Annotated in this window: 24 protein-coding genes and 1 tRNA gene; 10 read left to right on the top strand and 15 right to left on the bottom strand. The window is 63.0% G+C overall.

Annotation, left to right across the window (positions count from 1 at the left end; genetic code table 11):
* Nucleotides 1-63: 63 nt before the first annotated feature.
* The 3 genes from QDT69_RS31485 to QDT69_RS31475 are packed head-to-tail and all read left to right on the top strand — an operon-like array spanning nucleotide 64 to nucleotide 2,243.
* Entirely contained in the window at nucleotides 64-810 is a 747-nt protein-coding gene (locus tag QDT69_RS31485; protein WP_279710353.1) for a glucose 1-dehydrogenase, read from the top strand.
* A 37-nt stretch (nucleotides 811-847) separates the two neighbouring features.
* A complete protein-coding gene (locus tag QDT69_RS31480) occupies nucleotides 848-1,594 on the top strand; it encodes an SDR family oxidoreductase (protein WP_279710352.1) in 747 nt (248 codons plus the stop codon).
* Between the two features lie 16 nt (nucleotides 1,595-1,610).
* Complete coding sequence (locus QDT69_RS31475) at nucleotides 1,611-2,243, top strand: glutathione S-transferase (RefSeq protein ID WP_279710351.1); 633 nt, start codon at nucleotides 1,611-1,613, stop codon at nucleotides 2,241-2,243.
* 314 nt (nucleotides 2,244-2,557) lie between these two features.
* Here the strand turns inward: QDT69_RS31475 and QDT69_RS31470 are convergent, their stop codons facing one another.
* From QDT69_RS31470 to QDT69_RS31450, 5 genes are all read right to left on the bottom strand, one after another.
* Nucleotides 2,558-3,721: an ABC transporter permease gene (locus QDT69_RS31470; RefSeq protein WP_279710408.1), complete on the bottom strand. Its 1,164-nt coding sequence runs from the start codon at nucleotides 3,719-3,721 to the stop codon at nucleotides 2,558-2,560.
* 68 nt (nucleotides 3,722-3,789) lie between these two features.
* Nucleotides 3,790-4,521 (bottom strand): ABC transporter ATP-binding protein, encoded by a 732-nt coding sequence (locus tag QDT69_RS31465; RefSeq protein ID WP_279710350.1) that lies wholly within the window; start codon nucleotides 4,519-4,521, stop codon nucleotides 3,790-3,792.
* A 14-nt stretch (nucleotides 4,522-4,535) separates the two neighbouring features.
* A complete protein-coding gene (locus QDT69_RS31460; protein WP_279710349.1) occupies nucleotides 4,536-5,876 on the bottom strand; it encodes an efflux RND transporter periplasmic adaptor subunit in 1,341 nt (446 codons plus the stop codon).
* Between the two features lie 833 nt (nucleotides 5,877-6,709).
* Complete coding sequence (locus QDT69_RS31455) at nucleotides 6,710-7,723, bottom strand: adenylate/guanylate cyclase domain-containing protein (protein WP_279710348.1); 1,014 nt, start codon at nucleotides 7,721-7,723, stop codon at nucleotides 6,710-6,712.
* A 26-nt stretch (nucleotides 7,724-7,749) separates the two neighbouring features.
* On the bottom strand, nucleotides 7,750-8,589 hold the full coding sequence (locus QDT69_RS31450; protein ID WP_279710347.1) for a glucose 1-dehydrogenase: 840 nt from the start codon (nucleotides 8,587-8,589) through the stop codon (nucleotides 7,750-7,752).
* A gap of 179 nt (nucleotides 8,590-8,768) precedes the next feature.
* Here QDT69_RS31450 and QDT69_RS31445 point away from each other — a divergent pair, with 179 nt between their 5' ends.
* The 3 genes from QDT69_RS31445 (at nucleotide 8,769) to QDT69_RS31435 (ending at nucleotide 12,534) form a co-directional block, all read left to right on the top strand.
* A complete protein-coding gene (locus tag QDT69_RS31445) occupies nucleotides 8,769-9,731 on the top strand; it encodes an HWE histidine kinase domain-containing protein (RefSeq protein WP_279710346.1) in 963 nt (320 codons plus the stop codon).
* A gap of 204 nt (nucleotides 9,732-9,935) precedes the next feature.
* The gene (locus QDT69_RS31440; protein WP_279710345.1) at nucleotides 9,936-11,708 is read left to right on the top strand and encodes an EAL domain-containing protein; all 1,773 of its coding nucleotides are present in this window, start codon (nucleotides 9,936-9,938) and stop codon (nucleotides 11,706-11,708) included.
* 421 nt (nucleotides 11,709-12,129) lie between these two features.
* A complete protein-coding gene (locus tag QDT69_RS31435; RefSeq protein WP_279710344.1) occupies nucleotides 12,130-12,534 on the top strand; it encodes a YccF domain-containing protein in 405 nt (134 codons plus the stop codon).
* 618 nt (nucleotides 12,535-13,152) lie between these two features.
* Here QDT69_RS31435 and QDT69_RS31430 read toward each other — a convergent pair.
* Nucleotides 13,153-14,190 (bottom strand): alpha/beta hydrolase, encoded by a 1,038-nt coding sequence (locus QDT69_RS31430; protein ID WP_279710343.1) that lies wholly within the window; start codon nucleotides 14,188-14,190, stop codon nucleotides 13,153-13,155.
* 99 nt (nucleotides 14,191-14,289) lie between these two features.
* Nucleotides 14,290-15,369, bottom strand: coding sequence for an LLM class flavin-dependent oxidoreductase (locus tag QDT69_RS31425; protein WP_279710342.1), 1,080 nt, complete (start codon nucleotides 15,367-15,369; stop codon nucleotides 14,290-14,292).
* 130 nt (nucleotides 15,370-15,499) lie between these two features.
* Here QDT69_RS31425 and QDT69_RS31420 point away from each other — a divergent pair.
* Nucleotides 15,500-15,576, top strand: a tRNA-Arg gene (locus QDT69_RS31420).
* A gap of 193 nt (nucleotides 15,577-15,769) precedes the next feature.
* Here the strand turns inward: QDT69_RS31420 and QDT69_RS31415 are convergent.
* Nucleotides 15,770-16,738: an IS481 family transposase gene (locus tag QDT69_RS31415; protein ID WP_279710341.1), complete on the bottom strand. Its 969-nt coding sequence runs from the start codon at nucleotides 16,736-16,738 to the stop codon at nucleotides 15,770-15,772.
* Between the two features lie 85 nt (nucleotides 16,739-16,823).
* Nucleotides 16,824-17,294 carry an OsmC family protein gene (locus tag QDT69_RS31410; RefSeq protein ID WP_279710340.1) on the bottom strand — a complete coding sequence of 157 codons (471 nt, stop codon included), beginning with the start codon at nucleotides 17,292-17,294 and terminating at the stop codon, nucleotides 16,824-16,826.
* Nucleotides 17,295-17,346: 52 nt separating this feature from the next.
* Between QDT69_RS31410 and QDT69_RS31405 the strand changes: the two genes are divergently transcribed.
* Entirely contained in the window at nucleotides 17,347-18,012 is a 666-nt protein-coding gene (locus QDT69_RS31405) for a GntR family transcriptional regulator (protein ID WP_279710339.1), read from the top strand.
* Nucleotides 18,013-18,245: 233 nt separating this feature from the next.
* Nucleotides 18,246-18,392, top strand: coding sequence for a hypothetical protein (locus tag QDT69_RS31400; RefSeq protein ID WP_279710338.1), 147 nt, complete (start codon nucleotides 18,246-18,248; stop codon nucleotides 18,390-18,392).
* Between the two features lie 284 nt (nucleotides 18,393-18,676).
* On the opposite strand, the gene QDT69_RS31395 is transcribed toward QDT69_RS31400, so the two are convergent.
* The 5 genes from QDT69_RS31395 to QDT69_RS31375 all read right to left on the bottom strand — a co-directional run bounded on the left by QDT69_RS31395 (nucleotide 18,677) and on the right by QDT69_RS31375 (nucleotide 22,598).
* Nucleotides 18,677-19,096 (bottom strand): CBS domain-containing protein, encoded by a 420-nt coding sequence (locus QDT69_RS31395; protein WP_279710337.1) that lies wholly within the window; start codon nucleotides 19,094-19,096, stop codon nucleotides 18,677-18,679.
* A gap of 138 nt (nucleotides 19,097-19,234) precedes the next feature.
* Nucleotides 19,235-20,014: a pentapeptide repeat-containing protein gene (locus QDT69_RS31390; protein ID WP_347952174.1), complete on the bottom strand. Its 780-nt coding sequence runs from the start codon at nucleotides 20,012-20,014 to the stop codon at nucleotides 19,235-19,237.
* A 212-nt stretch (nucleotides 20,015-20,226) separates the two neighbouring features.
* The gene (locus tag QDT69_RS31385; protein ID WP_279710335.1) at nucleotides 20,227-20,649 is read right to left on the bottom strand and encodes a PaaI family thioesterase; all 423 of its coding nucleotides are present in this window, start codon (nucleotides 20,647-20,649) and stop codon (nucleotides 20,227-20,229) included.
* Nucleotides 20,650-20,671: 22 nt separating this feature from the next.
* Nucleotides 20,672-21,910 (bottom strand): CoA transferase, encoded by a 1,239-nt coding sequence (locus QDT69_RS31380; protein WP_279710334.1) that lies wholly within the window; start codon nucleotides 21,908-21,910, stop codon nucleotides 20,672-20,674.
* Nucleotides 21,897-22,598: a haloacid dehalogenase type II gene (locus tag QDT69_RS31375; protein WP_279710333.1), complete on the bottom strand. Its 702-nt coding sequence runs from the start codon at nucleotides 22,596-22,598 to the stop codon at nucleotides 21,897-21,899. Before QDT69_RS31375 ends, QDT69_RS31380 begins: the two co-directional genes overlap by 14 nt.
* Before the next feature lie 94 nt (nucleotides 22,599-22,692).
* Between QDT69_RS31375 and QDT69_RS31370 the strand changes: the two genes are divergently transcribed.
* The gene (locus QDT69_RS31370) at nucleotides 22,693-23,595 is read left to right on the top strand and encodes a LysR family transcriptional regulator (protein ID WP_279710332.1); all 903 of its coding nucleotides are present in this window, start codon (nucleotides 22,693-22,695) and stop codon (nucleotides 23,593-23,595) included.
* Here the strand turns inward: QDT69_RS31370 and QDT69_RS31365 are convergent.
* The gene (locus QDT69_RS31365; RefSeq protein ID WP_279710331.1) at nucleotides 23,592-25,001 is read right to left on the bottom strand and encodes an MFS transporter; all 1,410 of its coding nucleotides are present in this window, start codon (nucleotides 24,999-25,001) and stop codon (nucleotides 23,592-23,594) included. The genes QDT69_RS31370 and QDT69_RS31365 overlap by 4 nt on opposite strands.
* Nucleotides 25,002-25,176 lie beyond the last annotated feature (175 nt).

Here is a 25,176-nt window from a genome sequence, read left to right as displayed (position 1 = left end):
TGCGGTGGAAATTGGCGAACCAGGCCGATCGAGCATACCGGCCGCATCTGCTGGAGAGTAAAAATGGGCAACTCCGTCGTCCTGATCACAGGTGCCCTCACTGGTATCGGCCGCGCCACTGCGCTGGCCTTCGCCCGTGAAGGAGCGAGCGTCGTCGTTTCCGGCCGCCACGACGACGTCGGCCGCGCGCTGTCTGAAGAGCTCCGGTCGCTCGGCGTCGCAGCAGAATTCGTCCGCGCCGACGTCCGGCAAGAGAGCGACGTTTCGGCGCTGGTCGAGCGGACGATCGAGCGGTTCAGCCGTCTCGACGTCGCGGTCAACAATGCCGGCACGGAAGGCACACCCGGACCAGTGACCGGGCAAACCGCGGAAAGCTACGCGGCGACTTTCGACACCAACGTTCTCGGTGTTCTCCTGTCGATGAAGCACGAACTCAGGATCATGCAGTCCCAGGGCTTCGGTAGCATCGTGAATATATCGTCGACCATGGGCAGCCGCGGAGCGCCGAACGCTTCGCTCTACGTCGCCAGCAAACATGCCGTTGAAGGCTTGACCAAATCCGCCGCTCTGGAGGCGGCCGCCTTTGGCGTCCGCGTCAACGCGATCGCGCCCGGTCCGATAGAGACCGCAATGCTCGACAGGTTCACGGGCTCCGCCGATCGCAAGGCCGGGATGGTTGCGGGAATTCCCATGAAGCGAGCAGGCCGCCCGGAGGAGCTCGCGGACGCCATCCTGTTCGCGGCGTCGAGCAAGGCATCGTTCATCACCGGCCAGATTATCAGCGTCAACGGCGGCAAGACCGCTGCGTGAAGACACCCCGATCACAAATCCAACCAGGAGAACAACCATGACCGACCTTATCAGCCGAACCGCCCTTGTCACCGGTGCCTCCCGAGGCATCGGCCGCGCCACCGCCCGCGCGCTCGCTCTCGCTGGCGCCCGCGTGATCGTTCACTACGGAAATTCCGCCGACGATGCGCATTCCCTGGTCGCGGAAATTCGCGAAGCCGGCGGACAGGCCGACGCCGTCGGTGCCGATCTGTCCGCATCCGACGGCGCGCAGAGGCTCGCCACCGAGGTGCGCAAGCTCGTCGTCGGCCGACTCGATATTCTCGTCGCCAATGCGGGCATTGCGGTGCCTGCGACCATCGAAGAGCAGACCGTCGAGGATTTCGACCGCATGTTCGCGGTCAACGTCCGCGCGCCGTTCTTCCTGGTGCAGCAGTTGCTCCCCTTGTTGGGCGATGGCTCCAGTATCGTGATGACATCGTCATTGGCGGCGCGGGCTGCTGTGGGCCAGTTGTCGGCCTATTCTGCCACCAAGGGCGCGATCGACACGATGGTGAAGCACTTCGCGTCGCTGCTCGGGCCCCGCGGCATCCGCGTCAATGCCGTGGCGCCGGGCATCATCGACACCGACATGTCCGAATTCGCCAAGACGGATGAGGGCCGCGATTACGCGCTCAAGATGCAAGCCTTGCAACGGATCGGTCATGCCGACGACGTCGCGGACGCGGTGACCTTTCTCGCCTCGTATTCCGCGCGCTGGGTGACCGGCGATACCATCCAGGTCGGCGGCGGCTCAAAGCTTTGAGTTCGGGGGGCTTGCCATGAAACTCTACCAGTCTTCCGGTTCGCCCAATTCGCGTCGCGTCAGGATCTATCTTGCAGAGAAGGGCATCACGATGCCCTTCGTGCCGGTCGATCTCGGTGCGCGGGAACAGTTCTCGCACGCCTACGCGGCGATCAACCCGCGACGCGTCGTGCCCGCCCTCGTTCTTGACGATGGGACGGTCATCGCGGAGGTGCCGGCGATCATCCGCTATCTCGAAGAAGTGCAGCCGAATCCGCCGTTGCTCGGAACTTTGCCCAAGGAAAAGGCAACGGTCACCATGTGGGAGCGCCGGATGGAGTTGGAGGGCTTCGCTTCGGTCATGGAGACCGTACGCAACGGGGCCGCCGGCCTGAAAGGGCGCGCGATCGCGGGTCCCCACGGCTACGATCAGATCCCCGAATTGGTCACTCGTGGTCAGCGCCGGATCGCCGACTTCTACGGCGATCTCGAGCTACGCCTGTCCGAGATGCCATTCGTAGCGGGTGACAAGTTCAGCATCGCCGACATCACGGCAATCGTCGCAATCGACTTCGCGAGCAAGGCATTGGGACTATCCACTCCGCAGGAAAACGGGGCGTCGCGCCGCTGGTACGATTCCATCGCTTCACGCCCGAGCATGACAGCTTAGGCGTCGAGCGCGATCAGATATCCTGCGATTGGTCACCGCTTCCGAAGTGAAGGCTACGCCACAAGATGCCAAACAACGTGATGTCATCACCCGCGCATGCGGGTGATCCAGTATTCCAGAGGCGTTTATGCTTGAGCCGAGAGGCCGCGGCGTACTGGATCGCCACGAGCCGGGCGATGATGATCGTGGGTGGGACATAGCTTCGCATTCTCGCGACATGATTTGCCCGGCGACGGAAGCGCCAATTTGCCCGTCAGGTTAATTTGTGCAGCCTGACGTCCCGGCGGCGCTGGCTTGTGCGTACTGGCTTTCGCCTATTCGAAACGCAATGCTACAATCGGATCAAGCCGCGCGGCCCGATGCGCGGGGTAGAGGCCGAACGAAATTCCGATGAACCCCGCGAATCCGCAAGCCAAGACGATGGCCCAGGGGCTGATCAGGACAGGCCAACCAGCTTTCCAAGCGATTGCGACTGCCGCGGCAGCCCCCAAAAATGCGCCCACAAGCCCTCCGACCAACGCCAGGATCGCGGCTTCGATGAGAAATTGCCATCGTATTTCGCGGCGGCGAGCTCCGACGGCCATCCGCAAACCGATTTCGCGGGTGCGTTCGGTTACCGAAACCAGCATGATGTTCATGATGCTGATGCCGCCAACGACCAGCGAGACCGCAGCCACCGCAATCAACAAACCGGCGAGCAGCCGCATTGCGGCTCCGCGTGCAAACAGAACATCCGCCGGATTCTCGACCCTGAAATCGCTGGGGGCATCTCCGCGAATGCGATGCCGCTGTCGAAGCAGGGCCTCAACGTCGCGCTGGATCTCCGACATTGCAGTCGTGTCCGAAACCTTGATCGAGATGAAATCCAATGCCTCGCGGGTCGTGCCGCGCACGGCTCCGAGCACGCGGCTTTTCGCAGCCGACAGCGGGATGAACACGACGTCGTCCTGGCTGCGGCCAGCCGCGCCCAACCCCTTTTTGTCCAGCACGCCAATCACGGTGAAGGGGACGTTGCCAATCCGAAGCGTCTCGCCGATTCCCGGGCCCCCATTGAAGAGCTCCTCGACGATAACCGCGCCTACGATGGCAACTTTCGCTCCGGATGCGATCTCATCGCTCGTAAACAACCGGCCGCTGGCAACCTGCCATTCGCGAGCCACCAGGTAGTCGGGATTTATTCCCGCCACCACGGTCACCCAGTTCCTGTTTGCCGCCACGAGCGGGAGGGAACGCGACAGCAACGGAGCCGCGACCTGAACGTCCGCCAGCTCGCGGCGAATAGAAGCGGCGTCCTCCACCGTCAGCGTCGGCTGCGTTCCAGATTCAAGCCTCGCCCCTCCAGAATTCCTGGCTCCGGGCATGACGAGCAGAAGGTTGGCTCCGAGCGTGCGGATCTTCTCGGAGACTTCCGCTTGTGCGCCAGCTCCGACAGAGACCATGCAGACGACCGCTCCGACGCCAACGACGATCCCAAGCACGGTCAAGGCGCTCCGCAGCTTGTTGACCCGGAGCGCCCGAGCGGCGATTCGCAAGCTCTCCAGAGGACTCATGGCAAGGAACCCATAGAGAGGGCGGCCGGACGCAAATTGTCCGATGACGCCGAGGAGTCTTCGACGATTCGTCCGTCGTGCAAGGTGATCAGTCGCCGCGCACGATTGGCGACCTCGGTGGCATGCGTAACCACGATGATCGTGCGCCCTTCGCGATGCAGAGCCTCGAACAGCGACAGGATCTCGTTGCCGGTGGCACTATCCAGCGATCCGGTCGGTTCATCGGCGAGAATGAGTACTGGATCGTTCACTGTCGCACGGGCAATGACAACCCGCTGCTGCTCTCCTCCCGAGAGTTGGTTTGGCCAATGATGGCCGCGGTCGCCCAGGCCCACGCGGTCAAGCGCGTCCCTGGCCTTGCGACGTCGCCTGGAGGGAGGAATGCCGGCGTAGATAAGCGGAAGTTCGACATTTTCCAGCGCGGTTGCCCGCGGCAGAAGGGCCGGCTGCTGGAATATGAATCCGATGTCGTGGCTCCTGACGGTCGCGCGTCCGTCTTCGCTCAGCTTTGCAACTTCTCGACCATTGAACGCGTATGTGCCGGAATCGGGCCGATCCAACAGACCCAAAAGGTTCATCAGGGTCGACTTTCCCGACCCCGACCGCCCCCGTATTGCAACAAACTCACCGTGCTCGATTACGAGCGACACATTCGATACCGCGCAGACGATCGTGCCTCCGGAAGGATAGCTTTTTGAGATTCCAACGGTTCGAACCAGGGGCTGCATCCTAGAATCCGATCTCAAAATCCGAGACGCACGCCGAAATAGCCGCTTTGCTTTTGCGAGTTCGCAATCCCGATGATCACGTGCTGGTCCTCAGCGAGCGCGCCCTCCAGCAGTTCGGCGCTGTTGTCGTCGCTCGCCCCCAGTCTCACTGCAACGGGTTGCGGTCGCCCACCGTCACCGACCAGCCATACCGTCGCAGAAGGTTGGGAGGAGGCTGCCTTATCCGCACTCGAAGCACCGGCATCGTTCGGTCGGAAGCGCAGCGCCTGGTTGGGAATCTTGAGGATCCCGCGCGTATCGCTCACCACAATCCGAAGCTGGGCAGTCATTCCCGGCAGCAGCAAAAGATCCGGATTTGGCGCAGAAACGATCGTCGTATAGGTGACGACGTTTTGTACGACTTCGGGGGACTTGCGGATCTGGAGAATTTGGCCGCTGAAGGTCCGGTCAGGATAAGCGTCCACCGTGAACTGGACCGTCTGACCCACTTTCAGTTGCCCGACATCGGCTTCGTCGATCTTGCCATGGACCTCCATCTCACGCAGATCGTCCGCAATCTTGAACAACGTCTTGGCTTCGAGACTGACGGCGACCGTTTGTCCCGGATTGACATCCCGCTTGATGATGATTCCATTGATCGGCGCACGGAGCACGGTCCGACCGAGATCGACTTCGGCCTGATCGACGGCCGCCTGCCGCTGCTCGATAACCGCCTGTGCATTCTCGAGATTGGCCTCGGCCATTTGGCTTTCCGCCTCTGCAATCGCAATGGCCTCGGATTTCATCTGGATTTGCTCGAGGGAGGCGCGCAGGTCGGCGGCTCCGGCATCGCGCAGCGAGCGCGCCTGGCTCAAGTCTCGCTCGGTACCGCTTCCACTGCGTGCCAATGCGAGCTTTCGCTGGAATTCCCTCTCCGCTTCTTCCTGCCTGACCTTGCTCGCAGTCGATTGATCTTCTGCCAGCTTTTCGGCAGTCCGCGCATTCGTCACTGCGACCTTCGCTCGTTCCAGCGCTGCCTGTTCCACTTGAGCGGTGGCTCTCGCCACTCTCAGGGCGGCTCTTGCTTCTTTGACGCGGGCCGCAAAGATTTCCTGATCTATTCGCGCGATCGGTTGCCCCGCCGTTACGCTGTCGTTGAAACTAACGAACACCTCGGCAATCTGTCCTGACAATTGCGAGCTGACATCAACGTTTACGACCGCCTCAACGGTGCCGCTGGCCTTGACCAGGGTAGAGATGCTACCCCGTTCAACCGGGGCCGTGAGGAAGGTCGGGGCCGAGCTATCTTGACCATAGGTATAGCCCAGCCCGACCATCAAGGCGCACAACAGAAATGCCACGCCGACGAAGCGCATGTGGCTGTCATCCTGCTTCAACGCATTGCCGGCTTGTCCGAGGCATCAGTGCTTTCGGCCACAACAGGCAAATCAGGCCCTGCACTCTTCAGGGCTAGGGAGCTTGGTGTGAGCAAGCGACGTCATATTGGGAAACGGCGGCCGTCGAATTTGCGTTAGCTGCCGATGCTGTGCCTGGATTTCCCGCATAGACGGTGCCTGCTTGCCCACTTGGATTGAACGGTGATCCGGGCGCTGCCATAGCATTCCCCGGAGTGTTAATACCTGCACCACTGGTGGTACAGCTAAAGCCATGATTGGAGCCATGCTGGCCTGTCGTGGGATTTTGAGCAGGCTTGACGGGAGGACCCGCGCCCAACACCACGCCCGCGGACGGAAGCAGCAGGCAGGCGCCGATAGCGAGAGAGGCTAACACGTGCTTCATCTCTGCACTCCTTTGAAGACGATTCTGCGCATTGCAGTTACTTGCTGAATTGCGAAGCGCCAGCATTGGCCGACGCTCCATGAGTGCATTGACCATCCCTTGCCATTGGTGATTTGGTCGCTGCGAGCAGAGAACGCCGAGCAGCGCGGAATGTCCCAAGCTATCTCCGTTTTTTTAGCGTAGCTCTCCCAGGCCACGACAGCGAAGCTGACTCATTTTTCAGAAACTAACTTGCAAGTCATTTTTGGAAGTCATTTTCGATTTGGCATCGAAGGAATGTCACCTCGTCGCGGGATCGGTACGTTACCTTCACCGAAGGTGATGGCAGCCGATCGAAAGCCGACATGCATTCTCATCGAGCCAGCCGACGTCACGGTTCTTGGCTGAGGTGGACGTCGATGCGTGAACGTTACGCCACCGCTCCGATCCCGACGACGTCGATGCCGTCGATGCGGCCGCGGATCGGGAGCGTGCCGAGATCGCTCACCGGAAATGGCGGCGGTGCGGCGAAGCGCACCATCGCGGCGCGCGAGGCGAGGAAGCCGCCGTCGACCTTGCGGCTCAGCTCCTCCAGCCGCGCCGCGGTGTTCATGACATCGCCGTTGAACACGATCGCGCGCTTGACGTCGCCGATCTCGCCGACGATCACCGGGCCGAAATGCAGGCTGCCGCGAATCTGCGGCACCACGCCGAATTCGCGCTCGAACTGCGGCGCCGCCTTCAGCAGCGCGCGGCGCATCGCCACGAAACAGCGCAGCGGCCGGCAATCGACCGCGCCGCTCTTTTCGGGCCAGGTGACGATGATCTCGTCGCCGACATAGTTGAGCACCTCGCCGCGATAATCGACCACCGACTGCGTCAGCAGGCGGAAGGTGCGGTCGAGAAAACGATGGATGCCAATGCCGCCGAGAAGCTCGGCGAGCCCGGTCGATCCGGCGATATCGACGAACAATACGAAGCGGTCTTCCTCGACCGGCGCGTGATAGCGCCCGGTGACAAAGTTCATCAGCGCACGCGAGCCGATCAGATTGGCGATGCCGAATCCCAGATTGACCAGCACCGAGACGATGGCGGAACGAGCGAAACTCGACCAGAAGTCCTGCAGCGAGTCCTGCGGCGCCACGCCCGCGATGCGTTCGCCCGGCTGCAGCAGCTGGATGCCGATGATGATGGCCGCGTAGATGGCGCTGCGCACGGCCAGAGTGGGGAGGAAGGACAGGCGTTTGAGCCAGTCCCAATCTTCAAGGACGAACAGCTCGATCGAGCCGATCACGCCGGCAAGCAGGAACCCGTAGGTGATGCCGACAGTCAACTGGGCAGCGCCGCCGCCGAAGGCGCTCAGCGTGATCGCGACGCCGGACAGGATTCCGGCGACAAGGACGGCGGCAAGACGTTGCAGCTTCCGCTCGAGCCTGGCGTTCATGCTTTCTGCCCCGGCGACTGTCCCAGCTACGCCCCCTGATCGAACGCCTTGCGCAACGACACATAGCCCGCCTGCTGCTGGCTCCAGTTGCGGCCGCCGGTGATGGCGCCGTCGACGACGAGGTCATGACCGTTGATGAAGCTCGATTCGTCGCTCGCCAGGAACACCGCGGCATGCGCGATGTCGTCGGGCAGACCAGCGCGCGGGATCGGCTGCGCCGCCTTGTAGACCTCGCGCATCACGGAAGCGGTCTTCTCGGCCGCATCGGTCGACAACCCGAGCGCCTTGCCGAAAATCCCGGTGGCGATTGCACCTGGCGAGATCGAGTTGACGCGAATGCCGGACTCGCCGAGCTCCATCGCCACACATTTGGTGAAATGGATCACCGCGGCCTTCGCCGCGCCATAGACCATCGACGAGGAGAAACCGGCGAGCCGTCCGGCAATGCTGCCATTGTTGATGATGCTGCCGGAGCCCTGCTTGCGCATGTACGGCGCCGCATGCTTCATGCCGAGCATGACGCTGCGCACCAGGGTTGCCATCGCCGCGTCGAACCGTTCGACGTCGAGACCCTCGATGCCGCCGGTCTGCGCCGGACCGCCGGCATTGTTGAACAGGCAGTCGATCCGGCCGAACTTCTCCACCGCAAGCGCGATCAGCGCCTGCATCTGGTCCTCGACCGTGACGTCGGTCTGCCGAAACACGCAAGCCGCGCCGAGTTGTTGCGCCAGCGCCTCGCCCTCCGGCGCGCGGCGCCCGGCGATCACGATCCGCGCGCCCTCGGCGACAAAGACCTCCGCCGTGCGCAACCCGATGCCGCTGGTCGCCCCGGTTATCACCGCGACCTTGCCGTCCAGCCGTCCCATGCCGGTCCCCCGATTAACGTTTGATGTTGCGGATATTCCCCAGCTGCTTCCACCAACGCAAGCGGGAGGCACGGTTAACGGTGGTCAAGGTCCACCTGTGGCCAGAAGGCCACAACTGCGGTTTTTCGGTCGCAGCGGCCTTATTTTGGGTCGCCTGTTCACGTGAACTGGAACGACCGATGGCGAAATGGATCGACGAATTCAGAGCGGGTTGGCGGGGCAATTCCCAGCCTTCGATGCTGCTTGCGGCGAGCTTCGCGGTGCTCTGTCTCGTTTTGGCCACGGCCGCGCGCTTCGGGCTCGCCCAGATCAGGCCGGATGTGTTCTTCACGCCCTATTTCCCGGCGGTGTTCTTCGCGACCGCCTTTGGCGGCTTCCGGGTCGGGATCGCGACTGCGCTGGCAAGCGGCCTGCTCGGCGTCATCATCGATTTCAGCAGCGGGCACGCCGATCCGGCGCGCTTTGCACTGCTGATGATCTTCTGGGTGGTATGCGGCATCGCGATCTGGGGCGTGGAGCACTACCGTTCCCTGGTCGCCCAGCAGCGCGAGGTGTCCAAGCGGCTGATCGAGGAGGAGCAGTACCGCAAGATCGTGGTCGACGAATTGCAGCACCGGCTGAAGAACAAATCCTCGACCATTCATGCCGTGCTGCATCAGGCGCTGCAGGACCGGCCCGATGTCTGGCAGCGCATCGACCATCGCATCCGCGCGCTCTCGGCGACCGACGATCTGATCGCGCGGGTCGACGGCTATGGCTGCGATATCAAGGATTTGCTGCGCTCGGAACTCGGCCCTTACGGCCACGTGCGGTTCAATCTCAACGGCGAGCAATTGTTCCTGCCCGCCAAGCTCGCCGTCTCGCTGGCGCTAATCTTCCACGAGCTCGCAACCAACGCAGGAAAGTACGGCGCCTTCTCCTCGCCGCGCGGGTTTCTGCAGGTGTCGTGGACGGTGGACGATGGACGTCTCAACGTGATCTGGGACGAAACCGAGGGACCGGTGGTCGAGGTGCTCGGCGAACCCGGCTTCGGCACCAAGCTGCTGAAGTCAGCGCTGCGGCCGTTCGACGGCAAGACGGAGATCAGTTACCTGAAGACCGGCGTTCACTGCACCATGCAGTGCAAGCTTCCCAACTGTTGATAAGTCGACTTTCCGGCACAGGCGCATTTTCCGGTGCAACCGTGCGCGCCGCAATCGCTTTCACCAGCGACTGAGCCCGCCATTGATATTCTGTTAATGACGATTGCCGCGACGGCTTGCGAAAGCAGCCCGGGTCTCATTCTGTCACGGCATTTCCCAAGTCCGCTTAACCAAAACTACAACGGACTTTGCCAAGGTCGGCACATGCATAGTTTCACTAAAAACGATTTTCAGGCGGGCGCGGCAGCGACCGGCCAAGACGACTTTTCCGGAAATGAACTGCGCATCTTGCGCGATCTTCTCCAGCTGCTGCCGGCGGGCGTGACGGTCCAGGACGAGCAGGGCCAGTTCGTCCTGGTGAATGAAGCGGCAGCGAGCCAGTTGCAGCTGGCGGCGAGCGCGAGCCAGCCGGCGCCGGCCGACGACCGCCACACCGCCAATCTGGACATGCTGCGCAGCGGCCGCCCGGTGGTACTCGAGGAAGTGCTCTCCTGCGGCGCATCCAAATACGTGTTTCTCACCTCGCACCGGCCGGTCCAGATCGCCGGCCGCAATCTCCTGATCTCGACCTCGACCGACATCAGCGAGCAGAAGGCGTTCGAAGACCAGCTGTTCCGCTCGGCCTATTACGATGAACTGACCGGTCTTCCGACCCGGCGGGTGATCGAGCATCGCGTCAACGGCCTGATCCGCGACACCGCGCAGAGCCATTTCGCGCTCGCCTTCCTCGACGTCGACAACTTCAAGCACATCAACGACTATTACGGCCACGCGATCGGCGATGCGCTGCTGGTCGAACTGTCCAAGCGGCTCGGCCATGCGTTGCGCGATACCGACATCCTGTCGCGGATCTCCGGCGACGAATTCCTGCTGCTGCTGAACCCGATCAGCAGCAATGACGAGGTTGCCGAATTCATCCACGTCATGCAGGAGCGGCTGAAGGCACCGTTCTTCATCGAGGACTCCGAGATATTCGCATCGACCTCGATCGGCGTCAGCCTCTACCCGATGCACGGCAGGAGCTACGAGGCGTTGCGTCAGAATGCCGATATCGCGATGTACCGCGTCAAGAACAACGGCAAGGGCTCGACCGCGTTCTTCGACAACAGCATGGAGCGCGAGGCGCTGGCGCGGATGAAGATCGAGCAGTCGCTACGGCTGGCGATCCTGGAAAAGCGCTTCTGCTGCGCATTCCAGGCCAAGGTCGATATCCGCACCCACGAGGTCAAGGGGATCGAGGCGCTGGTGCGGCTACGCGACGACGAAGGCGTGATCCAGGCGCCGGGCACCTTCATCAACCTTGCCGTCGAGCTCGGCCTGATCGACGAGCTGACGTTCCTGGTGCTGGCGGAGATCGTCAAGTCGATCGACCTGATCAACGACACATTCGGCCCGACCGCCACGATCAGCATCAATGTCGCGGCCAAGCAGGCCGGCAATCTCGAGTTCATGCGCCGCTTCGCACGCGCGATCGAGGAAACCGGCTTCCCGAAGCGCTTCATGATCGAGGTCACCGAAGATGCGTTCGTGACCCGGTCGCATTTCCAGGACCAGATCCTGCCGATCCTGCGCGGCATCGGCGTCGGCATCTCGATCGACGATTTCGGCATCGGCTATTCGTCGCTGTCGGCGCTTGCCGACATCACCGCCGACGAGATCAAGATCGACCGCTCATTCATCATCGACATCCATCAGCGGCCGCGCAGCCAGGGCATCCTGCGCGCGATCGAATCGCTGAGCGAGGCGCTCGGCATGACGGTGATCGCCGAGGGTATCGAGTCCTACGAGGAGCTCACCTATCTGCAGGCGGCGACCAAGATCCGCTATGCCCAGGGCTATTACTTCGCCAAGCCGATCTTCCTCGAGGACCTGAAGCCCGCGACGCCGGTCGCCAGCGAGAGCCGCGCCAGCATGGCCGCGCGCCCGTCCCAGGACAGCCGCCAGAGCTATTCGCGCGCCAACGGCTTCAGGCGTTAGAGATTGGTTCGTTTCAAACATGCAGCAGCTGATTGTAACCTCGCCCCGCCTGCGGGGAGAGGTCGGAACGCATCGTCAGATGCATTCCGGGTGAGGGAGAGCCTCCGCGAATCCATCTGTCACCGAATCTGCTGAGCCAACCCCTTACCCCACCCCTCTCCCCGCAAGAGCGGAGCGAGGGAGCGCGGTCCCGTCGCGGCTAATGCTCGACAAATTTACAGTCCTACTCCTCCAGCACCGGCAATTGCGCGACGCCATTGTTCGCGGAGCCCGCCTGCATTGTCGTTCTCCCTTTGCGACGCGGCTGCCTCCGCGACAATCGTGCGACCGGTGGCGAGGATCGCCGCCGCGCGGCACCCTACCGCGGCGCCGGCCGCCGGCCTATATTGAGGGGGTGTCACGCGGAGCAAAGGTGCCTGCCATGGAGCCTGTGTCTATCCTCCTGAACGTCCTCTGGATCCTGATCGGCGGCGCGTGGATGGCGTTCGGCTGGCTGGTCGCCGCGGTGATCATGGCCATCACCATTATCGGGCTGCCCTGGGCGCGCGCCGCGTTCAACATTGCGGTCTATACGCTGCTGCCGTTCGGTTCGCGTGCGGTCCGCCGCGATGAAGTCACCGGCATGTCCGATATCGGCACCGGACCGCTCGGCGTGATCGGCAATCTGATCTGGTTCATCCTGGCCGGCTGGTGGCTCGCGATCGGCCATGTGATCACCGCCATCCTTCTGGCGGTCACCATCATCGGCATCCCGTTCGCCTGGGCGCATCTCAAGCTTGCCGGCATCGCGCTGTGGCCGATCGGCAAGGTGATCGTGCCGGCGTAACACGGACCGGTTGGTGTCACGGAAAGCTAGAGCGCGACGGGATTTGGTTGAATCCTCATCCCGTTCTCGTCCGTTGCTTGAGCATGATCTCCGCGCAAGCGCCTCGCGTTTGTCGCAAGGGAAGCCGCTTCGCAGTTTTCCGGATCGTGCTCTATAGCCAATCCTTCGTCGTCTGGGAGCAGGCCTGGTAGTCGCGCCGCCAGATATATCCATGGCCACCACATGGGGGCCGTGCGCGGGTGGTGGCGGGGCATTCGTTCCTGACCCGTGCGCTGGTGCCCCAGCCGTCAATCACGCAAGCGCCTCCTGAAGTCCTGTGGCAACCGTCGCCACACCCCTCCGCGGCGTTGACCGGGGTCAGGGCGAGGAACGCACCTGCAGTCAGAACTGCGAACAAACATGCTCTCATGATGGTCTCCACCGAGCTGTCGGTTGTGATGCTCCATTCGCAACATGAGCGTAGGCGATCTCGATGCGGCCTGCCACCGAGCCGACGCACACATTCCGGTGTGCGCGATGCGATCATGATGCGATTCCATGGCATCGCATCATGATCGCATCTCATTGTTTGAGCATGATCTTTTCGGAAAATTGCTTCGCACTTTTCGGGATCATGCTCTAGCGCGCCGCCGCGCAGCCGGGAATGTCGAACACCGCGGTCAGGCCGCAGGGCGAATTGAGCATCTTGCCGCCCTCGTGGCCGACGCCCGGCACGTCCCACACACTGTGGTTCGGCGCGCCGTGGTCGCGGGCCTGCATCGCCGCGACATAAGAATGCCCGCGTGCATAGCGATACGGCCCTTCGGCTTCCGCCATGCAGGACTTGTCGAGCGCGGGATGATCGGGATTGGTGTCGAGCGTTCCCAAGAGATAGATCACGCGGCGCGCGACATAGGCCTGTTCCAGCGCGGCCGGTGAAGGCGCGGCGAGATAGGGCGGACGATCGTCCATGCCGAACTTCCAGCTGTTATAGCCCTCGCATGTCGCCGCGATCGCGGGCTCCGGCCGCTCCCTGGTGAAATAGGCGTAGGAGGAGGGATTGGCGACCACATAGCGCACGCCGATGCCTTCGCGCAGCAGCACTTGGTCGCCCTTCGCCGCGATCGCATAGCGCTGCACCACCTGGCCGCCGCCGGAATGGCCGAACACGACGACCTGCTTCAGGTTAGGAAACAGCTTCTGGTCGCCCAGCTTCGCCAGGATCGCGTCGAGTGCCTCGAACGAGCTCGCCGGGTTGGGCGCGAGCGCGGGCTCGCCACCCTGCCAGCCATAAAGGCTCCAGCGCAGCGTCTCCGCCGGCAGCTTGAACGCCGCGACGTCGGGTTCGATCAAAAACTGCGGTGCGATCATCAGCGTGCGCTTGCCGACATCGCCGGCCGCAGCCTGTGCGCTCAGCGCCGCACGGAAATAGTCATCGGCATTGCGCAGCACGCCGTGTAGCACAAGGACCGCGCGGGTGACATCCGGCAGCGGATTGGACCAGTCGGCCGAGAGATAGACAGGGAAGGTCGCGCCGCCGACGGCGATCCGTCCGCTCGCGACCTCTTTGACCGGCTTCTTGTCACGCTCGATCTGCGCCTGCGTTGCCGATGCGACCGGCACGTGAACGGTCGCGATGAGCAGCGTCAGTGCCGCAAGCCAGCCCCGGTGATGCATGGTTCAACTCCGTTGGCGCCGCGAGTGGCGATGCAATCCGGCCGGATCATGGCGCATTGGACTTCACTTCACGCATAAATTTTCGGAAAGGGATGACGCTCACGCGGCGAGCCGCCCGCGATTGTTCGCGGCAAGGATCGGGCGGATCAGACGGCCGAACCGCTCGGCCTCCTCGTCGTGCAGATAGCCGGACAGGCAGAAAGAATGACAGCCGGCGTCGATGAACTGCTGCAAGGTCGCGGCACATTGCTCGGGATTGCCGACAACCGCGATGCCGGCACCGGGCCGCACCTTGGTGATCCCGGTCCACAGATGCGGCATCAGGAGATCGCCGTAGTCGCGCGCAAGCTGCTGCACGCGCTGGTTGGCCGCCGAGCGGTTATAGAGCGTCTTCATCTCCTGCTTCTGCCGCTCGGTGGCGTGGCGCACCAGCTGGTCGGCCGCCTCCCAGGCATCCGCCTCGTTCTCGCGGCAGATCACCTGCAGCCGCATGCCGAAGCCGATCGCATCCTCACGGTCATGGTCGCGCGCCATCCGCCGGATCTCGGCGATATTCTCCGCGATGCGCTCCGGCAGATCGCCCCAGAACAGATGGACGTCGGAATGCTTCGCCGACACCTCCCAGGCCTGCCGCGAGCCGCCGCCGAGATAGAATTTGGGAAACGGCTGCTGCAACGGACGCGGCCTGATATGCGCGCCCGAGATCGTGTGAAACTTGCCCTGGAAGGTCACCGGCCCGCGCGTCGTCCACAACGCCTTCAGGATCGAGACCTCCTCCTCCATCAGCGCATAGCGCTCTTCCTTGGCGTAGCGCACGCCCTCAGCCTCGACCTCGCTCTCGTTCTGGCCGGCGATCAGATTGATGCAGATCCGCCCGCCGGACATCTGGTCGAAGGTCGAGATCATCTTGGCCATCAGCACCGGGTTGATATAGCCGGGCCGTGCTGCGATCAGCGGCTTGATCCGCGCCGAGCGCGCCGCCATGAAGGCGCCCGATATCCAGGCCTCCCAGCACACCGAGCCGACGGGAATCAGCAGATATTCAAACCCGGCGTCCTCGGCCGCCTTGACCACGCGATCGCAGAGTTCCGGCGAACCGGCGATTTGCGCCTCCATCAGCCCGTAGGCCGTGGTGTCGCCGTGCGTGGGCAGATACCAGCCGAATTCCAGCGGACGCATGGGCAAACTCCCTCGAAAGACGGCCCTTTTCCTTGGACCTGTCATATTGGCGCAGGCAGTCTACAGCCGATAGCTGGCCGGACAACGCCGTTGCCGACCCAGAGCCAATCAGCTAAATGAACCCCTGCACGCACCCGTAGCTCAGCTGGATAGAGCGTTGCCCTCCGAAGGCAAAGGTCACACGTTCGAATCGTGTCGGGTGCGCCATTTCTACGATCTCGAGCGATATTGCGTTCTGGCTTTCGCCATTGCGACCTAGGGCCTCCGGATCGAGATCGTCGGTCAGGCCTCTCCTTTTGGACTTGGCCGGATCAACACCTCGCTGGAGATGGCAGGCCGCTCATGCAGACGGTGGATCATTGCGATCGACAGAGCATGCCCCTTCAGCCCGTATCATGCCCTAGCTGTGGAGCCTCAAGAGGTTATTCCCGGTGATGGCGAGTCTGCTGATTGGTGGTTTTGAGCCGATACTGCCATGAGGCCGATGCCAGTTGTAGCGGTGAAGCCATCGTGGCAGCTCGGCGGCTCGTTCTGTTGAGGTATTGTAGGCCTGTGCGTAGGCCCATTCTCGCAGGCTGGTTTGAATGAAGCGTTCGGCCTTGCCGTTGGTCTTGGGCGTATAGGGCTTGGTGCGGATGTGCTTGAGACCGAGACGCTTGCAAGCCTTCTGGAACGCGAAGGATTTGTAGCACGCGCCGTTGTCGGTCATGACGCGCTCTACTTTCACGCCCAGGCTGACGTAGTAGGCCACGGCCGCTCTGAGGAAAGCGATGGCACAGCCCTTTCGCTCGTTCTTTTTGACCTGGCTGAAGGCGATCCGCGATGCATCGTCGATGCAGACGTGGACGTATTCCCAGCCTGGTCCTTGACGGCGGGAACGCAGATTGCTCGATCCACGTCGATCGCCAGTGATGCGGTGGCCGATCCGCTTGAACTTGCCGAGCTTTTTGATGTCGATGTGGATCAGTTCGCCGGGACGTTCGCGCTCATAGCGTAGGACCGGCTCGGCCGGCTCCAGAGCTGCTAGCCTGTTCAATCCGAGCCGGCGTAGGATGCGGCTCACGGTTGCTGCCGAGATCCCGACCTCGATCGCGATCTGTTTGCCGGTGTGGCGCTGCCGGCGGAACGTCTCGACGGCGGCGCATGTGGCTGCCGGGGTTTGGCTTGGCGATGAAAGAGGCCGTGAGGAACGATCCCGCAACCCACCCACGCCTTCCGCGCGGAAGCGCTTGACCCATTTGGTAACCGTCTTTGCCGCAACATTGAATTGGAGCGCGGCTGCGGCCTTCGTCTGGCCGCCCTCGATCACGCTCCGCACCATCGCCTCTCGACCTTTCGGCGTCAAAGGCGCATTCTTGTGGATGTCCATTCGGTTCTCCCGCGGAAATCTGAAGCTTCAGCAACCTCAGCTTCCTCGCTCAGGATCGAATGGACAACCTCCTGAAAGCTCACACCTAGCGGCTGAACGCCGGCTCGGTCACAATCTCGCATTTCACGGAGTTGGCGATGAAGCACATCATGTGCGCCTCATGATGCAGCTCGCGCGCCCGCTGCTCGCTTGAACTGGCCGCCAGCTTGATGCGCGGCCGGAGCACGATGCGCGAGAACGCGCCGCTGCCGCTGGCCTCCTCGATCATCAGCCCTTCCGGCTCGTCGCGATAGTCGAGCACGACGACGTCGCTGACAGCGCAAAGGTGCAGGTACCAGAGCATGTGGCAGGTGGAAGCGGACGCAACCAGCAAATCCTCAGGATTCCACCGGCTGGCGTCGCCGCCGAAGCTCTTGTCGGACGAACCGGCGATCTCGGCCTTGCCTGGCGCGCTGATGATGTGCGCGCGCTCATAGGCCTTGTAGCTTGCGGTACCGGTACCGGTGTTGCCGGTCCAGACGATGGTCGGACAGTAGCGGTGCTCTTTTCCCGTCATCCTCCGCGCCCCCTTGGCTTGACCAATATTGTATACATGGATACATAAAGCCATGGCCGCGTCAATGCTTTCACAGCGCAAGCGACAGGGAACCGCGCCGGAGACGATCGCCGCGGCGCTGCGCGCTGACATCCTCTCGGGCGCGACCAAGCCCGGCGCCTTGCTGCGTCAGGAGGATCTCGCCGCGCGCTTTGCCATGAGCCGAATTCCGGTTCGCGACGCGCTGCGTCTGTTGGAGGCCGAAGGCCTCGTCACGATCGCAACCAATCGCAGCGCGCAGGTCTCCCGGTTGTCCCGCAGCGAGGTTGCAGAAATCTATCACCTGCGCTGTCTGCTCGAATGCGACTGCCTTGGATTGGCAATCCCGCGGATGAGCGAGACCGAGATCGACCGCATCGAACGCATCCGTCAGCGCGCCGAAATCGACGCTGCGACACCCGAGTGGAACGCTGGCGATTGGGCGTTTCATGAGGCGCTCTACCGCCCTTCAGGGCACGACCGTCAGATCGAGATGATCAAGGGTCTGCGCGCCACCAGCGATCTCTATGCGGTCGCACACCTGGCCTTGCCAAGGGAACGCAAGCGGTGGCTCACCGATCACCGCGCGATCGTTGCGGCGTGCCGCGGAGCGCGGACAGCGGATGCGGTGGCCGCGCTGAGCTCGCACTTAGCCGCGGCGCGGGATTTCGTGCTGCAGCAGATGCAAGACAATGGATGAGGGGTCATGAGCGAGGCAATATGCCAAACGGTCGTCGCCAGCGTTCTGCATTATGTGGCGGCCTGGAATGAGCCGAACGTAGCGACACGTCTGCAGATACTCGAGCGCTGCTGGGCTGAACATGCGGGCTACGTCGATCCGAATGTGGAGCTCTGCGGGCGGACAGCGCTCTGCGAGCGAAGGTGCACGCGGGACGGCCCGGCGCCCACATCGAAATGATGAGCGGCGTAGATATGCACCACAACGTTGTGCGCTTCCTCTGGCGCCTGGTCCGCGCCGACGGGAGTTTTGGCGATAGGTCGATCGATTTTGGCGAGGTCGATGCAAGGGGCATGCTGACCAAGATCGTCGGCTTTTTCGGCGACGCGCCCCGGCGCTAGCCTGGCCAGTGGTTTGAATCGTTCAGGCGATTTCCGATTCGCCCGAAATAGTCCGAGTTCTCGGCATGGCAAGGACCGGAACACACCAGGTGGTGTAGCGGCTGCGGCACCTTCGTCGCAATCTGCGCTATTGCGGCGCACACGATCGGAATATGTCAGAGGGCCACGGCGAAGCAATAGTGCCCATCTTCATCGGCCACGGTGCGCCAGTTCGTTTTCTGCCCGCTTCCTTGTCCGGCCATGGTGCCGGCCGATCTGCCGGTTTCCGGCAGACCGGCCTCGCCTCAATGATGAGCCGATACGCTCTTCATGCATTGGGACATGAGATCGGCACCGGCAAAGTGGCCCACATCCCCCAGGCTGATCATGCCGACCATTCGTTTGCTCTTGTTGATGACCGGCAGCCTACGGATCTTCAACGTTTCCATGTGATGCACCGCCTTCGCCAGATCGTCGTCTTCCCGGCAGCAGTGGATGCCTTCGGTCATCACATCGCGCGCCGTGGTTCGCGCGGAGTTGAAGTCCTTGCTCGCAAGACCTTTGCAGACGAGATCGCGATCCGTCACCATCCCGATCAGACGATCGTCCTGCCCGATCGGAATGCATCCGACGTCGTGCCCTTGCATCAATTTTGCGACTTCAGTGATCGGGGTGTCGGGGCTGACCCAATCGACGCCCTTGTGCATCACGTCCTTGACCTTCATGGAGGACCTCCCTTGCAAGGCAGCAGCCCCCTCGCTTGCAACTATACAACAGATCGGACGTGACCGCATGCGTGCTGCGCCCTGATCAAGGCATAGCGACGAACAGAAGCTCCGCTGCGGGACGCCGCCATTCGATCCCTAATTTGGCCGCCGCGCCTGGCTCAAGTTCCGGGCCTTGTCCAGATTGCGGGCCTCTGCCAGAGCGGCTGCGCCCGGCAAGACGGCCGACGCAAGGTCGGTCTCGGTGAAATCGACGCCGGCGAGATTGGCGCCGGAGAGGTCCGCTCCCGCAAGGTCAGCCTTGCTGAGGTTGCAGTTCGCCAAATTGGCGTTCTGCAACTGCGCGAATTCGAGATCGGTGCGCGCGAGATTGGCGCCGCTCAAATCCGCCTTCTGGAGATCGGCGGATTTGAGCACACCCCGCATCAGGCCCATCGACTGGTTGCGCATATCGGCACTCAAATCCGCTCCGGCGAGCTTGGCCCCGACCAGGCTGGCACCGGATAGATCGGCGGTGATGCGAGCGCCGCTCAAATCGGCGCCGCCAAGCTTGGCGCGCTGCATCTGCGCGCCGAGCAGCGATGCCTTGACAAAGGACGCCTCCGTCAGATCTGCGTCGATGAGCCAGGCCTGGTTCAGCATGGCCCCATCGAAGCGCGCGGCCTTCAGATTGGTCCGGTTGAGCTTTACGAGATGAAGGTTGGCGCCGGAGAAGTCGAGGCCCGAGAGATCGAGACGCGACAGCCGCTTTCCCTCCAAATCTACCGTGTGTCGGCCTCCTTGAGACGCGGCCTTGAGGAGCGCGTCGACCTCCTCGCGCGTCATCTCCGACGTCGTCATGTCGGGACTATCGAGGTCGACGCTGCTCAACATGTCCTGCGAGATGGCGGCAATCGGATCAACGAGCAGCGCCGCCATCGATACAAAAGCAAACGCGAGACGAAACCGCATCGCCGTCTTTCCGCTTTAAGGTATCGCTTCCCGCATCGTCGCGCCGGCCGCGCCGTGGAGATGCGCTTCCGGCGTCAGAGTATGAAACCGGATCACGATCCTGGCAATGCTCGTGGTCGTTTCGTACGAAGGAACGGCCTCGACAACGGCAACGGGCCGACCCGAACCAGCCGCGCCCCTCAGCCTCGGTTCAGCAGCTGCCAGGTCGATGTCGCGTGCGCGATCGGCTCGCCGGACGCGTTGGAGGCCTGCGACTGGACGAAGAATGTCCTCCGGCCCCGCTTCAGGAAGCTTGCATGACAGGTCACGCGCCCCTCGCGGACCGCGGCGAGGTACTGCACCTTCATCTCAAGCGTGGTGCCGGCACCCGCGACGTGGTTGACCAGATGCCCCATCGAGATGTCGAGCGCCGTCGCCAGCACCCCACCATGCAGCGAGCCTTGCGGGTTGAACAGCGGCCTCACGACATCAAAGGACACGATGCAGGTCTCGCCCTGGTAGGCGACCTCCAGTCCGAACAGGCGCGACAGGAAAAACGACCCGAATTCCTGCCGCTCGTCTTCGACGGCGCGGCGCATCATCTGCTCGGCGACTTCTCTCATGACGATATTCTCTTGACGATGCTCACTTGGCCGGTCGCACGAAGCTCCGTCCAAAGTCTCCGAACGCGCCTTCAACCGCGAATCTCTCGAGCCGATCGTCGGTCCAGCCGAGCCATTCCGCAAGCACCTCGCGCGTGTGTTCGCCGAGCATTGGCGGCGGCGAGGACGGCGCCGGCGGCTCGTCGCCGAACCGAGTCGGCCGGGCGATGAGCTTCACGTCTCCCGCTGCCGGATGGCGGATGGTCTGGACCATGCCGCGCTGCGTGAGTTGCGGCGTCTCGCAGACCTCGCCGACCGACTTGATCGCGCCGCAGGGAATGCCGGCCACGCCCAGCACCTGCAGCCAGTCGGCGCGGCTGCGCCGGGCGAAGATGGGAGCCAGGATCGTGACCAGCTCGTCCCGGCTCGCCGCGCGCTTCGGAGCGGTTTCGAAGCGCGCGTCTTCGCGCAGGTCGGGACGGCCGATGACGTCGCAGAAGGCCGCCCAGAATTTATCGTTCGCGACCCCGACATTGATCCAGCCGTCACTCGCCTCGAACGGTTCGTACGGGCTGATGGTCGGATGCACGTTGCCCCGGCGCTTCGGGCTTTGTCCCGTGGCGAAGTACATGCCGGCGTTGAACGTCAGCAGCGTTGCCATGGCGTCGAGCATCGAGACGTCGACCCGGCCGCCCTCGCCGGTCCGGCTCTTCCGCATCAAGGCAGCGAGCACCGAATGCGACGCATACAGGCCGGTGACGAGATCGGCGATCGAGGTGCCGACCTTGGTCGGCGGCCCATCCGGATCGCCGGTGATGTCCATCACGCCGGATTCGCCCTGCAGGATCAGATCGTAGCCGGGGCGCAAGGCGTCCGCACCGGTGCGGCCGAACCCCGAGATGCTGCACAGGATGATGTCGCTCTTGCGCGCCCGCAGCGCGCCGAAGCCGAGCCCCCATTTATCGAGCGTGCCCGGTCGAAAATTCTCGATCACGACATCGGCGACGGATGCGAGGTCGAGCGCCGCGTCGCGACCCGCCGGCGATTTCAGATCGATGGCGCAACTGCGCTTGTTGCGGTTCACCGAAAGGAAATACGCGCTCTCACCACCGACGAAAGGCGGCCCGTAGCGGCGGCTCTCGTCGCCTTGCCTGGGATCCTCGATTTTCACGATATCCGCGCCGAGATCGCCGAGCTGCATCGTCGCAAATGGACCCGAGACCACCCGGCAGAGATCAAGAACCTTGATGCCGGACAGCGGCTCGCGATCAGACGATCGCATCGGCGAGGTCTTTCATCGACGGCACCAGGATATCGGGCTGGTGCGGCGTGATGCCGAACGGGCGGCTGCGCCGGTCGATAAAGGCCGTCCGCATACCGGCCGATTTGGCGCCGATGCAGTCGAAGGCGTGATTGGCCACGAACAGCACCTCATCCGGCTTCACGCCCATGATCTCGGCCGCCTTCGTATAGGTCGCGACATGCGGCTTGAAGGAATTGGCTTCAGCCACCGAGATCACGCGGTCGAACGGGACCTTGTGATACTGCTTCGCGGTCTCGAGCATGTCGGGATCGCCGTTCGAGAGCACGACGAGCTTGTACTTGCTTTGCAGCCGCGCGAGCGCCTCCGGCACTTCCGGAAACGGCACCAGCTTCTCGATCTCGCCGACGAGATAGCGCACATCTTCCATCGTGTAGTCGATCTTCGCCCGGTCCATCACGTGGGCAACCGCGCGGTGCCCGATCTCGCGATAGGGCGTGTGCTCGCGATGCAGCAGCGCATCGATCATCGAGTTCTCGAAATGGGTGCGGCGCCACCAGGTGACGAAGGAATTCGGGTCGCCCTTCCAGCCCTTCCTTGCAAGGAACGGCGCGGCGATTTTGGTCAGGCCGCCCTGCATGTCGACCACCGTGCCGTACTGGTCGAACATGCAGATCTTCACGTCGCGCTTGATCGTCTCAAAGCTCATTGATGCCTCCTTGGTTCGGATCGATTGATACGCCTTGCGCCATCATGGATGAAATGGATTTGTGGTCTTTCGTTATTCACGATATGAATGACGCATGAACCTTCGATCCATCGACCTCAACCTGCTTGTCGCGCTGGACGCACTGCTGACCGAGCGTCATGTCACCAAGGCGGCCGACCGGGTCGGCCTCAGTCAACCGGCGATGAGCAACGCGCTCAACCGGTTGCGCGCAATGTTCGAGGACGAGCTGCTGGTGCGGACGACGGCCGGGATGAAGCCCACGCCCCGCGCCACCGAACTGGCAGAACCGCTGCGCCAGGTGCTGCGTCAGGTCGAGCGCGTGATGGCAAGCGACGCCGGGTTCGATCCAACCCGCACGGAACGCAGCTTCACGATCAGGATGTCGGACATTCTCGCCTGCCTGCTGCTGCCGAGACTTGCCGCGGCGCGATCGCCCGATGCACGGATCTCCTACAATATCATCCATCTGCCGCCCGCCTTGACGATCGATGCGCTGGAGCGGGACGAGATCGACGTCGCGGTCAGCATGGGGCTCGAGCATTCGGCATCGATCCGCTCGGAGACGCTGCTGCGCGACCGCATGGTCTGCCTGATGCGGAGCGGTCACCAGATCAAGCGCGAGAAATTGACCTTCGAGCGCTTCATCGCCCAGGAGCACATGAAGGTCTCGATCAGCCCGACCGATCTTCGCTTCGTCGACGATGTGCTCGCTGAGCGCGGTCATCGAAGGCGCATCACGCTGAATGTGCCGCATTGGCTCGTCGTGCCGCATGTCTTGAAGAGCACCGATCTGCTCGCGGTGATACCGCGACACCTCGCCACCGTGCTGATGGACGACGGCCTGCGGATGGAGGACCTGCCGTTCGAGTCCGCGCCCTTCGACTGGATGTTGTACTGGCATCGCAGATACGATCAGAGCAATGCGAACGGCTGGCTCCGCGATCGGCTCAGGGCGGCCTGCTCCGACCTGGGCTAGGCGCCGATATCCGCCGGCCTTCGCGCGATCGACGACTGGCTTCGTGCTTCGGCCTCCGCGACCGCCGATGCGTCCTCCAGCGACCGTCCCTTGGTTTCGAAGCCGAACATGAGAAAGACCACGGCCTGGAACACGAGGATGCCGGCCAGGGTCGTCAGCACCCCGGTCAACCCTTGCCAGGCGAAGATCGCGACCACGACGTACTGCACCAGCGCGGTCGCGATCCGTCCGGACGTGGCGCAGATCGCCGTGCCGCGAAGCCGATAGCGCGTCGGGAACAATTCGGGGACGTGCATTGCGAACCCGGTCGCCAGCATGACATAGATCGCTGTGACGAGCAGGAAGCCCACACCTGCGAGCGCAACGCCGTCCGCCATGTGCGGATAGGCAATCCCGAGCGCGGCCGCGGCGATCGACGAGCCGACGATCGACAGCCTGCGTCCGAGCCGGTCCGCCAGCACGAGCCCGATCAGCGATCCGACCGGCCCGCCCAGCGCCATCACGGTGGTGTAGCCCAGCGAGGACACCACGCTGTGGCCGCCCTTGACCATGAAGGTCGGCAGCCAGCCGATGAATCCGTAAAGGCTGAAACCGACGACGACATGCAACAGACTGCCGAGCAGCGTGCGCGCGAGATACGGCGGCTGGAACAGACGCCAGACCGAACCGGGCGATTCCTGCACCGGCACGACGGCGACGATGGGAGGCAGTGTTCCCTTGCGCGCGGCCTCCGCTTCGATCGCCGAGAGAATTGTTTCGGCTTCATCGGCACGCCCGTTGGCGGCGAGCCAGCGCGGCGACTCCGGCATCGACTTGCGCAGGATCCAGACGATCATCGCAAGGAGGCCGACAAGGGCGAACATGTAGCGCCACCCAAGCGTCGGAATCACCCACAGGCCGATCATGGACGACGCGAACAGCGAGAAGTTGGTGATTACGGCGAGCAGCCCGATCCAACGTCCGCGCGATGACGCCGGCACGAATTCCGTCAGGGTCGCGTAACCCACGACGATCTCCGCGCCGAGCCCGATGCCGATGATGAAGCGCAGGCCGATCAGGACGGTCATGCTCGAAGCGAAGGCCGCCGCGATCGATGCGAGGCCAAAGATCGCAAGGTTCATCTGGTAGGAGAAGCGGCGGCCGAAGCGGTCGCCAAGGATGCCGGAGAACCAGGCGCCGATCGTCATTCCGACGAAGGTCGCGAAGACGAAGGCGGCATTGAGCTCGAGCGTCGACCATCCCTCCTTGAGCACGGCTCCCAGCACGCCGCCGGCCAGATAGATATCGAACGCGTCGAGAAACATGCCGGCCCCGATCAGGGCCAGGATGCGCCAATGGAATCCACAGATCGGCAGCCTGTCGAGGCGCGGGCCCGCGATGATGTCGATGTCGGCGGCTCGCGCCATCCCGGACCTCCCTGTCCGGCTTCGTGCGAGCCGGATGTTTCGATCATCGATTGATGACGCGCGGGGGGTCGTCGTCCAATTCAAAACGAAAATTCGACTATTCGGCGCAGTGATGAAGCTGAGACCGCATCGCATTGCACGAAACGTCAACACAGCCTGACCGGCGTCGTGGCGT

The organism is Bradyrhizobium sp. CER78, from assembly GCF_029846235.1.
Classification (GTDB): Bacteria; Pseudomonadota; Alphaproteobacteria; order Rhizobiales; family Xanthobacteraceae; genus Bradyrhizobium.
The sequence above is the reverse complement of the archived record's forward strand: the minus strand, read 5'-3'. Positions and strand labels throughout refer to the sequence as shown.

What these genes read in the sequence shown, in the direction of transcription:
- QDT69_RS31380 (WP_279710334.1), bottom strand. Translation starts at nt 21,910, where the DNA reads ATGCGATCGTCTGATCGCGAGCCGCTGTCCGGCATCAAGGTTCTTGAT.
- QDT69_RS31375 (WP_279710333.1), bottom strand. Translation starts at nt 22,598, where the DNA reads ATGAGCTTTGAGACGATCAAGCGCGACGTGAAGATCTGCATGTTCGAC.
- QDT69_RS31370 (WP_279710332.1), top strand. Translation starts at nt 22,693, where the DNA reads ATGAACCTTCGATCCATCGACCTCAACCTGCTTGTCGCGCTGGACGCA.
- QDT69_RS31460 (WP_279710349.1), bottom strand. Translation starts at nt 5,876, where the DNA reads ATGCGCTTCGTCGGCGTGGCATTTCTGTTGTGCGCCTTGATGGTCGGG.
- QDT69_RS31475 (WP_279710351.1), top strand. Translation starts at nt 1,611, where the DNA reads ATGAAACTCTACCAGTCTTCCGGTTCGCCCAATTCGCGTCGCGTCAGG.
- QDT69_RS31425 (WP_279710342.1), bottom strand. Translation starts at nt 15,369, where the DNA reads ATGCGTCCGCTGGAATTCGGCTGGTATCTGCCCACGCACGGCGACACC.
- QDT69_RS31395 (WP_279710337.1), bottom strand. Translation starts at nt 19,096, where the DNA reads ATGAAGGTCAAGGACGTGATGCACAAGGGCGTCGATTGGGTCAGCCCC.
- QDT69_RS31440 (WP_279710345.1), top strand. Translation starts at nt 9,936, where the DNA reads ATGCATAGTTTCACTAAAAACGATTTTCAGGCGGGCGCGGCAGCGACC.
- QDT69_RS31465 (WP_279710350.1), bottom strand. Translation starts at nt 4,521, where the DNA reads ATGCAGCCCCTGGTTCGAACCGTTGGAATCTCAAAAAGCTATCCTTCC.
- QDT69_RS31480 (WP_279710352.1), top strand. Translation starts at nt 848, where the DNA reads ATGACCGACCTTATCAGCCGAACCGCCCTTGTCACCGGTGCCTCCCGA.
- QDT69_RS31450 (WP_279710347.1), bottom strand. Translation starts at nt 8,589, where the DNA reads ATGGGACGGCTGGACGGCAAGGTCGCGGTGATAACCGGGGCGACCAGC.
- QDT69_RS31485 (WP_279710353.1), top strand. Translation starts at nt 64, where the DNA reads ATGGGCAACTCCGTCGTCCTGATCACAGGTGCCCTCACTGGTATCGGC.
- QDT69_RS31435 (WP_279710344.1), top strand. Translation starts at nt 12,130, where the DNA reads ATGGAGCCTGTGTCTATCCTCCTGAACGTCCTCTGGATCCTGATCGGC.
- QDT69_RS31410 (WP_279710340.1), bottom strand. Translation starts at nt 17,294, where the DNA reads ATGACGGGAAAAGAGCACCGCTACTGTCCGACCATCGTCTGGACCGGC.
- QDT69_RS31400 (WP_279710338.1), top strand. Translation starts at nt 18,246, where the DNA reads ATGCACCACAACGTTGTGCGCTTCCTCTGGCGCCTGGTCCGCGCCGAC.
- QDT69_RS31445 (WP_279710346.1), top strand. Translation starts at nt 8,769, where the DNA reads ATGGCGAAATGGATCGACGAATTCAGAGCGGGTTGGCGGGGCAATTCC.
- QDT69_RS31390 (WP_347952174.1), bottom strand. Translation starts at nt 20,014, where the DNA reads ATGGCGGCGCTGCTCGTTGATCCGATTGCCGCCATCTCGCAGGACATG.
- QDT69_RS31415 (WP_279710341.1), bottom strand. Translation starts at nt 16,738, where the DNA reads ATGGACATCCACAAGAATGCGCCTTTGACGCCGAAAGGTCGAGAGGCG.
- QDT69_RS31455 (WP_279710348.1), bottom strand. Translation starts at nt 7,723, where the DNA reads ATGAACGCCAGGCTCGAGCGGAAGCTGCAACGTCTTGCCGCCGTCCTT.
- QDT69_RS31405 (WP_279710339.1), top strand. Translation starts at nt 17,347, where the DNA reads ATGGCCGCGTCAATGCTTTCACAGCGCAAGCGACAGGGAACCGCGCCG.
- QDT69_RS31385 (WP_279710335.1), bottom strand. Translation starts at nt 20,649, where the DNA reads ATGAGAGAAGTCGCCGAGCAGATGATGCGCCGCGCCGTCGAAGACGAG.
- QDT69_RS31430 (WP_279710343.1), bottom strand. Translation starts at nt 14,190, where the DNA reads ATGCATCACCGGGGCTGGCTTGCGGCACTGACGCTGCTCATCGCGACC.
- QDT69_RS31365 (WP_279710331.1), bottom strand. Translation starts at nt 25,001, where the DNA reads ATGGCGCGAGCCGCCGACATCGACATCATCGCGGGCCCGCGCCTCGAC.